Source organism: Microcoleus sp. B4-C2 (assembly GCF_036705265.1).
Classification (GTDB): Bacteria; Cyanobacteriota; Cyanobacteriia; order Cyanobacteriales; family Microcoleaceae; genus Microcoleus.
Genome location: NZ_JAUBUB010000080.1, coordinates 19,007 through 29,911 on the forward strand (window position 1 = coordinate 19,007; position 10,905 = coordinate 29,911).

General features: G+C 46.6%; 5 protein-coding genes. 4 read left to right on the forward strand and 1 reads right to left on the reverse strand.

The features are described 5' to 3' along the window. The first annotated feature begins 103 nt into the window (after positions 1 to 103). On the forward strand, positions 104 to 2,854 hold the full coding sequence (locus tag QUB20_RS21070; protein ID WP_333248319.1) for an AAA-like domain-containing protein: 2,751 nt from the start codon (positions 104 to 106) through the stop codon (positions 2,852 to 2,854). A gap of 266 nt (positions 2,855 to 3,120) precedes the next feature. Here QUB20_RS21070 and QUB20_RS21075 read toward each other — a convergent pair whose 3' ends face one another. Further along, on the reverse strand, positions 3,121 to 3,585 hold the full coding sequence (locus QUB20_RS21075) for a COP23 domain-containing protein (protein WP_333054612.1): 465 nt from the start codon (positions 3,583 to 3,585) through the stop codon (positions 3,121 to 3,123). Positions 3,586 to 3,930: 345 nt separating this feature from the next. Between QUB20_RS21075 and QUB20_RS21080 the strand changes: the two genes are divergently transcribed. The 3 genes from QUB20_RS21080 (at position 3,931) to QUB20_RS21090 (ending at position 10,759) form a co-directional block, all read left to right on the forward strand. Continuing rightward, on the forward strand, positions 3,931 to 4,428 hold the full coding sequence (locus QUB20_RS21080; protein ID WP_006633674.1) for an HNH endonuclease: 498 nt from the start codon (positions 3,931 to 3,933) through the stop codon (positions 4,426 to 4,428). A 238-nt stretch (positions 4,429 to 4,666) separates the two neighbouring features. Next, positions 4,667 to 5,941 carry a bifunctional oligoribonuclease/PAP phosphatase NrnA gene (locus tag QUB20_RS21085; protein WP_333248317.1) on the forward strand — a complete coding sequence of 425 codons (1,275 nt, stop codon included), beginning with the start codon at positions 4,667 to 4,669 and terminating at the stop codon, positions 5,939 to 5,941. A gap of 1,176 nt (positions 5,942 to 7,117) precedes the next feature. After that, the gene (locus QUB20_RS21090; RefSeq protein WP_333248315.1) at positions 7,118 to 10,759 is read left to right on the forward strand and encodes a diguanylate cyclase domain-containing protein; all 3,642 of its coding nucleotides are present in this window, start codon (positions 7,118 to 7,120) and stop codon (positions 10,757 to 10,759) included. The last annotated feature ends 146 nt before the right edge of the window (positions 10,760 to 10,905 follow it).

The window sequence follows — 10,905 nt, forward strand, 5'->3', positions numbered from 1 at the left end:
GCCTCATTTCTTCAGTCTCGCGAGGGCGGACTTTGTTCGTGTAGTAGCGGTTTTAACCGCAGAATGACCCCAATATATTTTTTTGATTTTACCATTTTATCCTATGGATTATACCACAAAACCCAGTTACTATCAAGTCGGTGGGAGTTTGACAAATAACGCTCCCAATTATGTGAAGCGGCAAGCAGACGACGATTTATATAACGGATTGAAGGCGGGGGAATTTTGCTATGTTTTGAATTCCCGGCAAATGGGCAAATCTAGCTTGCAGGTGCGGACAATTCAGCGGCTGAGAAATGAAGGAATTGCTTGTGCTGCGATCGACATTTCGGAAATTGGCAATCGCGGCGTAACTCCCGAACAGTGGTATGCTGGTTTGCTACGCATTCTGGAAAATAACTTTAACCTGTCGGATATTGTCAACGTGCGGACTTGGTGGCGCGATCGCAATTTTTTAACCCCGGTTCAAAGGTTGAGCGAATTCATCGAAACCGTACTGTTACCGAACATTTCCAGCAATATTGTCATTTTTATTGACGAAATCGACAGCATTCTCGCCCTAGATTTTCCCGCCGATGATTTTTTAGCGTTAATTCGATCGTGCTACAACAAGCGCGCCAACAATTCAGAGTTCGATCGCCTAACTTGGGCCCTTTTAGGTGTAGCATCGCCGACGGATTTGTGCCGCGAGCAAAATGCCACCAGCAATACCCCTTTTAATATTGGCAAGGCGATCGAATTAACTGGTTTTGACGAAACAGAAGCGCAACCGCTAGCAGCGGGGCTGGCAGAGTTTACAGACAGCCCTAATCAAGTTTTGAGAGAGGTTTTGTATTGGACGGGCGGGCAGCCGTTCCTGACTCAAAAGCTGTGCAAACTATTGTTGGAAAATGCCGAATTAATCCCGAATTTACCCCAGGGCGGGCACGGGGGCACCGCCCCTACATTCGGGGGGAAAGATACCATCCAAAATCCTCAAGAGTGGGTTGAAAAGGTAGTACGCTTGAAAATCGTGGAGAATTGGGAATCTCAGGATGTTCCAGAACATTTGTCCACAATTCGCGATCGGCTTTTCAAAGAAAACCAGCGCATTGTCAGGAGACTAGGATTATATCAGCAAATTTTAGAGCAAACTGAAATTGTCCCCGATGGTAGTGCCGAACAAATGGAGTTGCGCTTAAGCGGATTAATCGTTAAGCGCGGGGAAAAATTAACAATTTCTAATCCGATTTATGAAGCTGTATTTAACAAAAAATTAATTGAAGAAAAATTAGAAAAACTCTCGCCTTACTCGGAAGCAATTAAAGTCTGGCTAAATTCTAGCTGTGAAGATGATTCCCAACTGTTGCGAGGAGATGATTTGCAGTCAGCATTAGTTTGGGCTGCCGGAAAAAGTTTAAGAAACGAAGATTTTCAGTTTTTGACTGCCAGCCAGAAAGTGATTTTGAGCGACCAAAATCAACTGCTGCATTTAGCTACACTCGAAACCAAAAAAGCTGTCTGTGATGCCGAAAAAGCTTTGAGTGAAGCTGACTCTGCCAAACAAAAAGCTAAACAGTGGATCGGCATCGGTTCTGCGGTACTGGCAGCATCGTTACTGGCGGCGATCGGCTTTTCAACTCTCGCTTACCAGCGGTTTAAACTAGCACAAGCAAGTATTGAAATCGAACAAAATGGCAGCGATGCTTTACTGTTGGCGGTATCTCAAAAAACCGAAAACACCGAAGCTTTATCAGAAGCTTTACTGAGGGCGATCGCCTCCGGGAACAAATTAAAAACCTTGGTTAAAAACAAACCTAAGCTAGAACAATATCCGGCAACTAGACCGCTGTTAGCATTACAAATAATCCTCGATAGAATTAGCGAAACACACCAGACAAAAGCCTCATCACTTCCGCAAACAAAGATAAATTGGCAAGCTCATAAAGGTGCAGTTACCAGCGTCAGTTTTAGCCCACACAGGCAGATTTTAGCAACCGCAGGAATAGACGATAGAGTTCGGATTTGGAACTTTTCCGGGCAAAAAATTGCTGAATGGAAAGCTTTGCAGCAGTCAGTTAATATGGTAAACTTTAGCCCGAATGGTAAATTTTTAGCGACCGCCGGAAGGGACAGCACAGTTAAAATATGGAATTTATCAGGGAAAAATATTTCTACTTTGAAAGGAATTAAAGGCTCTGTTACCAGCATCAGTTTTAGCCCGGAAGGAAAGTTATTAGCGGCGGCAGGGATAGACAGCTATGCTGCAATTTGGCAATTGTCAAAACTGCCACAATTAGTATCGCCTAGCCAGAAACTCCCAGGTCACAACGGCTTAGTGAGAAGCGTAAATTTTAGCCCAAAGGGTGATTTCATAACGACTTTAGATGGCAAATCTACAGTGCGACTTTGGAATTTGTCGGGCAAGCTAAAAAAAACACTGCCTATTCAGGCAATTGGGATCAGTTTCACTCCGGCTCAACACCAGTATCGCTTTGCTACAGTAACATTAAATGGCAAAGTTGGGCTGTGGAATCTGTCAGAAAAAGAATTAGTTAAGGAATTTCAAACCTTGCATTTTGATGCGAAATCAATTAGTTTTAGTCCCGACGGAGAACGGCTTGCTACAGTGGGAATTGACAAGACTGTACGGCTGTGGAATTTAGCGGGGCGGCAGGTTGCTCAATTTGAGTTCGAGGAGAATGTTGTTAGTGTCAGTTGGAGTGGAGACGGAAAACAAATTGCTGTAGCTGGAAGCAACGGCACTGTATGGTTGAGGCAGGTTGAAGGGTTAGAAGAATTGCTGAAGCAAAGCTGCAATTTTTTCGCCACTCAACCGAAGTATTTTACAAGAGTTTCAACTATCTGCAAGTAGGGACACCGCACCGTGCCCTTCTTCGTGTCAACTTAAGCTGTCAGCCCGCCAAGTCTGTTAGTCGTCCATCAAGTCCGCCAGGGGTTGAAACCCCTGTCTAATAGCGAAAGTCCTCTCAAAGAGGACTGAAGAGAAGAATCTCCACTCATTAGTCCTCTGAAGCGAGGACTTTAGCTTTGAGGCAGGGGTTTCAACCCCTGCCGGACTATTGGTTGTACCTTAAGTTGACACCTATGGGCACGGTGCGGTGTCCCTACTAATGATTATCAATTTACTTTAACAGGCGAAACACTTACATTAGGATTTGTAACTCTTTTTAAGAGTTCTTGTCGGGCTTGTTCGGGATTTTGACCTTTGGGTACTTGATATAATAATCTACAGGAACCGTCTTGAGGATTAGCTGCACAAATAATTAATTGACCGTTGCTAGATGCACCTGCTGTGACAATATTATCCCAGCTTCCTTGCGGTTGCGAGTTGTTGAGAATTCCTGAGACTCTGGTGCACCGAGTAATCGCATCTTCTCCTGATTCATTGAAATAGTTATCAGCTAGCCACAAAATAACGGGAATATTTTTGCCTTGTTGGACTGCAATTGTAGCGGGGCGGCCACCAGTAGCGCCACAGAAGAATGAAGGCGCTTGGGCGAAGGCTGGACTGTTTGCTAAAATCGGAGCAGCAAGGGCAATAATTGACGCGCTAAAAACTGACTTTAAGAGCCGAAATTTCATGAGCAGTAATAAGCTTTTTCATTTAAGGTTACTAATAGTCTAAAAATTTAAACTGTTTGTTGCCGGGAAGATTAGGCATTTAGAGAAAAAAATAAAATTTATTCGGCAAATTTTTGCGATCGCACACACTGGCCTCATCTGGGCCAAAACTCCGGGAAAAAAGCTCGCTGACAAACACCAAAGGCAGAAAATAGATGCAGCCCTAGGGGGCGCAGGCGCGAAGGTATAGGGTAAAGGATTGGTTTTTCAGCGTTTTTTGCGATCGCCTCGCTCTTCCCGATCCCGCCCCACCTAAAGTGGAACCTGTGTTACCATCGGGAAAAATATTCTCTTTAATAATCAACAATGGGCAATGTTCTGGTGCTGAACGCCTCCTACGAACCCCTTAACATCACCAATTGGCGAAGGGCGGTAGTTTTGTTGCTGAAAGGAAAAGCAGAACAGGTAGAACACAACGGGAAATTTATTGCGCCAAACTTCCCGCTACCAACTGTGATTCGACTGCGGCATTACGTCCGAGTTCCCTATAAGGATATTCCGCTAACCCGCCGGAACATCTTGCACCGGGACGCACACTCTTGTCAATACTGTAGTTATACGGGCGACGATTTAACCCTCGATCATGTAATTCCCCGATCGCGCGGAGGAGGGGACAGTTGGGAAAATCTCGTCACCGCTTGCGTGCGCTGCAATGTCAATAAAGGCAGCCGCACGCCGAAAGAAGCGGGAATGTCGCTGCGCTATCCGCCTAGGAAACCTCACAGCGGTCTTTATTTTGAAGTGACTAAACACGTTAAGAGCGGTATGCACAAAGAATGGCAAAAATATGTAATAGGCCTTTAAAACCCCTGTCAGCGCAAGCGCGGGGGTTTTTTGCGGAAGTTCTGAGTCCTGAGATTGCTTCGTTCCTCGCAACGCACACGCCGTGCATCAGTTAAAAAGTTAAAGATAGAATTTACGCTCTTAAATCCGGTTTCTCGTAAGAAGTATTGGCTTGGAAAACGAGGCATCTACAAAGAAACCGGGTTTAAGATCGAATGTCGTGCAAATCTTGAAATAGTTAAATTGTTAATTTTCAACGATGAAAGACCATCCCCCTAACAATTCCGATGAAACATCCGGCAACCGCGAAGGTGAACTTGAAGCCAGCAGCGAGGTTGTACCCGGAGTGAGTGCGCCGGGGAAACGGCGCAGCAAAGCCGAAGTTGCTTCCGAAGAGAATCGCGGCCGTCTCCGCGAGGAATTGCACGATCGCAAAGTCGAGCAATTGCGCCAAATGTTCGATCGGCACAAAGGCACTCGCCAGTTAATCTTGCTGCAAGATTTTCCAGATCCCGACGCACTTTCAAGCGCTTGGACTTACAAATTAATCGCCGAACAGTACGATATCCAATGCGAGATTATCTACGCCGGCGCCCTCAGCCACCAAGAAAATATTGCCTTAGTTAAATTGACAGGGTTGCCGTTGCAGCGCTGGACGGTGGAAACACTAAAAACTAAGGATTTGTCGGTGTTTCATGGCTGCGCTTTCATTGACAATCAAGGGACGACTTGTAACTTAACCGAGTATATTTTAGCGGCTGGAGTTCCGATCGCCGCCGTCATCGATCATCATAATTTGCAGGGGGAAATGAACGCAGAGTTTACCGATTTGCGCCCTCAAATCCGCGCTACAGCCACGATTTTTGCCGAGTATTTACAGTCTGGACTCCTAAGTCTCGACGCCAGCGTCAGTCTGCACATCAAGTGCGCTACAGCTTTGATGCACGGTTTGCGATCGGATACGATCGCCCTCAGACAAGCTCAGGAAGAGGACTTTTTAGCTGCGGCTTATTTGAGCCGGTTTTACGACCCGCAGTTGCTGAATGCCGTGTTACAGTCATCTCGTTCTAAGTGGGTGATGGACGCGATCGAGCGATCGCTCAAACACCGCACCGTCCAGAACAATTTTTCGATCGCCGGCATCGGCTATCTCCGCTATGACGATCGGGATTCTATTCCCCAAGCTGCGGACTTTTTAGTAACAGAGGAGAACGTACACACAGCCGTTGTCTACGCAATTGTTCACGACAAAGACGAAGAAATTGAAGTAGTAATTGGCTCGCTGCGAACTAATAAACTTACTCTCGACCCCGACGAATTCATTAAAGAAGCCTTCGGTCAAGATGCTCAAGGACGCTTTTTTGGTGGTGGCAGAAGTCAAGCTGGAGGTTTTGAAATTCCCGTGGGATTTCTTTCTGGCGGGAATGAGAAGAGCGATTATGCAAGGCTAAAATGGGAAGTATTCGACGATCAGATTAAGCAAAAGTTGCTGCATTTAATTAGTCCTAAAGACAATCCTGTTTACGATCATTAATATCATGTCCGATCGATTAATCATACAGCATATTCGGTGGTTCATGAAGTACAGGAGCAGCTATATTATGTGGTGTTAGTCCGTAGTCCGTAGGGTTCGTCGCTCCTTCATATTTGATAAAGATTGCAGATTGACGGGTGGCGACGCACCTTACTCGCGTCTCTCTTCTTGTGTGTACCACATATACATGGAATATGCTGTAATATCCCGGTCGGGGCGAGTTTTTGAGATTGTCAATTATTGGCAGGTATTCTTGGTGAACTCGCCCCTACAAAAATCGCGGTTCATCGACCGGACACGATATCAATCGGGAGTTTCTAGCTGCGGTATTGATTCCAGCAACAGCCTGGGAATGCGAGCTTTTCGACCTCCGGTTGCTACCAGGTTTGGCCGTGTTTTTTTCTCATTCCGGGCACAATCTCAACTTGACAATCAGTCAGGCCCGCACTCCAACTCTCATCAACCAGGTTTTTTAACTCTTATTCAGGGTTGGAACTCCCGCCCAGTCTACCTCTGCCAGGAACAGGCTTTCCGGCCTGTCCCATAAAAATTAAATTTTATTGTGGGTAGTACGGGTAGGACAGGAGAATCCGCCCATAGAAAATTTATTTAAAATCGTGCAATATGTTCAGTTTTAACGAAGTAAGGAGGTTGAAAAACCCGGTTGAGTTCTCCAGGACTAACAGTAATAAATTTTCTACCAATTTTCCCAAATCATACACTAAAGAAACCGGGTTTTTTAACAATTGTCAAGGGATATCACGAAGTATTTTGATAAAAAAACCAGGTTGAGGGGCAAATTTAGTGTGTTCTATTTTACTAAACTCCACAAGAATTATGAGGTTTTAACAATTATACAGGGTTAATTTTGGGGAGTTTTATTATTTATTCGCTAAATCAATCACAATTTGTTATAGTTGGTGCAGTAGCTTTGCGATAATAATTAGCCAAAAAACGATTGAGAAGAAGCAAAATAGATACCAAATAACCTAAAACTTTGGCGAAATGACATCAAAAAAGCAATTGTAGCAGTCAGCATAAAATTGGCTAGCCACATAAATATTGATTTTTTCCTAAGCCCAGCCAGCGATTCCTACGAGTTAAAAGAAATTATTATATTTATTTGTGGCGGGTTAGAATAGTAGAAAATAGCTTAAACAAACAAGGAACACGGAGATGTCTACAAAAAAGACTTTCTCTTGGTCGTTAGAGAAAAGCATAGAAAAAGTTTCAGAAATTGCACTTAAAATCAACGAGTTCGTGGATCTGGAGACAATTTTGCAATGTGCGCTACACGAAACCAGGGTGCTGCTGCAAACAGATCGCGTGATTATTTATCGATTCCTACCGCATAGAGAGAGGGTAGTATTTGCTGAATCTGTTGGCGATCAGTGGCGGCCAATCCAGGGACAACTGATTCATGACCCTTGCCTTGAAGCTACCTGGGTAGATCGCTACAGCCAGGGGGAAACGAGTGCCATTTCTGATATTCACGCTGGTGATATTCAAGCTTGTGATGTCGAATTGCTCGATCGCATCCAAGTTCAGGCAAATTTAGTTGCGCCAATCTTGCTAGATGGCCAACAGCAGCAATCTCCGAAGCTTTGGGGACTGTTGATTGCTCATCAATGCCGAAGTCCGCGTCAGTGGGAACCTCTCGACATTGAGATCCTGCAACAGGTTGCAATGCACATCGGGTTGAGGATGCGGCACTTGGAATCTCACGGCCCGGCGATCGGGCCAAATCAACCGCCGGAACTCGAAACAGAACCGAATCAAACTGATCCCAATACAGAAAGCGCGCCCAGAGTCAATCATCAAAATTGTCTACAACCAGAGTTTGCCTGTTCCCTGAGCGGCGATATTGTCCACCTCAAAGCCTTTGACTTGTTGCAAAACCCGATCTGGATATTTGATATTGAGGATTGGCAAATGCGGTGGGCAAACCAAGCTTCCTTGTACCTGTGGAATGCTTCGACGCGCCAGCAACTCGCGATCCGCAACTTTAGGGATATGTTGTCAGAGTCTACTCGGATTCGCTTGCAGAGCTATCTGGAGCAGTTTGAGCAAGGCCAAACCTTGTCTGAGCAGTGGACGTTTTACCCGGCCGGTGAGCCTGTTTCTGTCGGCTGTCGGTGCTCTGGCATCAGGATTGATGGCGGGCGTTTGGCAATCCTGGTGGAGGGTACGGTCGAAACCGCTCCTCAAATCGAGCCGGAAACCCTGCGATCGATCGAGGCAATCCGACACACCACGCTGATGGTTTCGCTGTACACCCTCGAAGGTGTGCCGCTGCTGCAAAACCCGGCGGCATTGGGCTGTTACGGGGATGCGCTGCACCCTGGCTCTGCGACAGATAATGCTTTTCTGAGCCGCTTTGTTGACTCTCAAGTAGGAGAGCGAGCAATGGCAGTTATTCAGTCCGGTGAGGTATTTAGCACGGAGGCTCAAGTGATTACTCTGGCGGGAATTCGCTGGCATGGGATGGACGTGCGGTGTACCAACGACCCGGTAACGGGCAACCCGATGTTGCTGGTGAACGAAAAGGACATTACCGACCGCCAGCAGACAGAAACAGACCTGCAAAAGAGTCAAATTAGGTTGTCAGAAGCCCAGCGGGTTGCCCACATCGGTAACTGGGAGTGGGACGTGATTACGGGTAAAATTACCTGGTCTCCCGAACTATTCGAGATTTTGGGACGATCCAGGGCCCTAGGCGAACCTACTTATGAAGAAAACCTGCGGCTTTACCATCCCGAAAGTGCCAAACAGCTACACCTGGTAGTTCAACGAGCGCTCAGTCACGGAGAGCCTTATCTATTGCGCCTTAGAATCGTGGGCCCGAATGGTTCTATCCGCCATACCGAAGCCAGAGGACAGGTTCAACTCAATGCAGAGGGAAAAGTCATTCGGTTGTTTGGTACATCCCAAGACATTACGGATCTTGTCCAGGCAGAAACAGAACTCAGAGAATTGAGTACAGCTCTTGCTAATGCCGTTGAGGGCATCTCGCGGCTGGATATTTTCGGACGGTACATCACCGTTAATCAAGCCTACGCGAATATAGCAGGTTATCAGCCTGAAGAAATGGTTGGTAGGAGTTGGCAGAAAACAGTTCATCCCGAAGACTGCGACAGGATGATGGCCGCTTATCAAAAAATGCTAGCCGAGGGCCGAGTGGAGGTTGAGGCCCGGGGTATCCGGAAAGATGGCTCGATCTTTTACAAGCACGTGGTGATGTTGGCGGCCTACGACTCGCAGGAGCGATTGATCGGGCATCACTGCTTTATGAAAAATATCACCGATCGCAAGCAAGCAGAAGCAGCATTGCAACAAGAGTTCCAGCGTCTGGCTGTGGTGATTGCCACCCAACAGGAAATCGCCATCCGCAATCCCAATCTCGATGCAGTCATGGCGGTGATTACCGATCGAACTCAAAAATCGCTCGGTGCCGATGGGGCCGTGATTGAAATGCTGGAAGGGGATGAGTTGCTGTATCGGGCAGCGAGCGGTATCGCCAGCGCCTATGTGGGATTACGGATCAAAGTAGCGACAAGTTTATCGGGAAAATGTATTGCCACCGGCCAAATCATGCTTTGCGATGATTCACAAACCGATACACGGGTGGATCAGTCTGCCTGTCAGCGCATTGGTATCCGGTCACTGGTGGTTGTTCCCTTGTTCTATCAGGACGATCGGGTTGGCGTCTTAAAAGTTGTTTCAGCTACACCCTGTGCCTTTACAGAGTCAGATATTCATACCTTACAACTGATGGCGGGGTTTTTGGCGGGTAGCCTGCATCTGGCTTCAGAGTTTGATGCTAAAAACATTCTCCTGAGTCAATTGCAGGAGAGCGAGGAACGGTATCGTTCTGTGATTACAAGCATGACTGAAGGCGTCGTCCTTCAGCTAGCAGACGGACAAATTACTACCTGTAATGCTAGTGCCGGAAGGATTCTCGGACTGAGCCCCGAACAATTGATGGGGCGTAGATCCATAGATTTAGACTGGCGAACCGTTCAGGAAGATGGCTCTCCTTTCCCCTGCCAACAGCATCCGGCAATGATTACCCTACGGACGGGAAAACCCCTATCAAATGTGGTGATGGGCATTCACAAATCGGATAAAACGCTGACTTGGATTTCGATTAATTCGCAACCGCTGTTCCAGATTAATCAGTCTCAACCCTATGCAGTAGTAACGACTTTTGCTGATATTACAGAACGCAAGCGGGCCGAGGAGATGCTCAGACACCGGGCAGAACAAGAAAGATTAATTGCTACGACAGATGGGTTAACACAAGTAGCAAACCGCCGCTGTTTTGATGAGCGATTGCCGTCGGAATGGCACCGACTGATGCAGGGGAAACAACAGCTTTCGTTGATTATGTTGGATGTAGATTATTTCAAGCGATATAACGATTGCTACGGACATCAAGCGGGGGATATTTGTTTAGTAAAAGTGGCTTCATCGGCGGCACAAGCGGTTAAACGCTCATCAGATCTGTTTGCACGTTACGGAGGGGAAGAATTCGCTGCTATCCTACCGAATACGGATGCGGATGGCGCGATCGCGGTTGCTGAGTCGATCCGAGAGGCAATCCGAGTTTTGGGAATCCCTCACGAGCAATCTAATGTGAGCACGATCGTGACTGTTAGCATGGGAATTGCAACTGTGATTCCCACTGCGGAAACATCACCGGATGAACTCGTTGCCCTCGCCGATCGAGCATTATATGATGCGAAACGACAAGGGCGCGATCGCTACACAAGCGCCAACCAGATGACAGCGCCAGATTTCAATACAGTTGTAGAATAGGCAAAAGGTAGGTATTGTAAAACTTCATTGAGTTTATAAGCAATTATAAACAATAATGGTATTCTATTTTTGTGAGTGTTGAACAAGGAATACGCATAGCCCAAAAAACGCAAGTCTCAAATGCAACTAACACAGAGGCACATCAT

Excerpts from the sequence above, each read along its gene's own strand:
- QUB20_RS21085 (WP_333248317.1), top strand. The coding sequence starts at position 4,667 with ATGAAAGACCATCCCCCTAACAATTCCGATGAAACATCCGGCAACCGC.
- QUB20_RS21080 (WP_006633674.1), top strand. The coding sequence starts at position 3,931 with ATGGGCAATGTTCTGGTGCTGAACGCCTCCTACGAACCCCTTAACATC.
- QUB20_RS21075 (WP_333054612.1), bottom strand. The coding sequence starts at position 3,585 with ATGAAATTTCGGCTCTTAAAGTCAGTTTTTAGCGCGTCAATTATTGCC.
- QUB20_RS21070 (WP_333248319.1), top strand. The coding sequence starts at position 104 with ATGGATTATACCACAAAACCCAGTTACTATCAAGTCGGTGGGAGTTTG.
- QUB20_RS21090 (WP_333248315.1), top strand. The coding sequence starts at position 7,118 with ATGTCTACAAAAAAGACTTTCTCTTGGTCGTTAGAGAAAAGCATAGAA.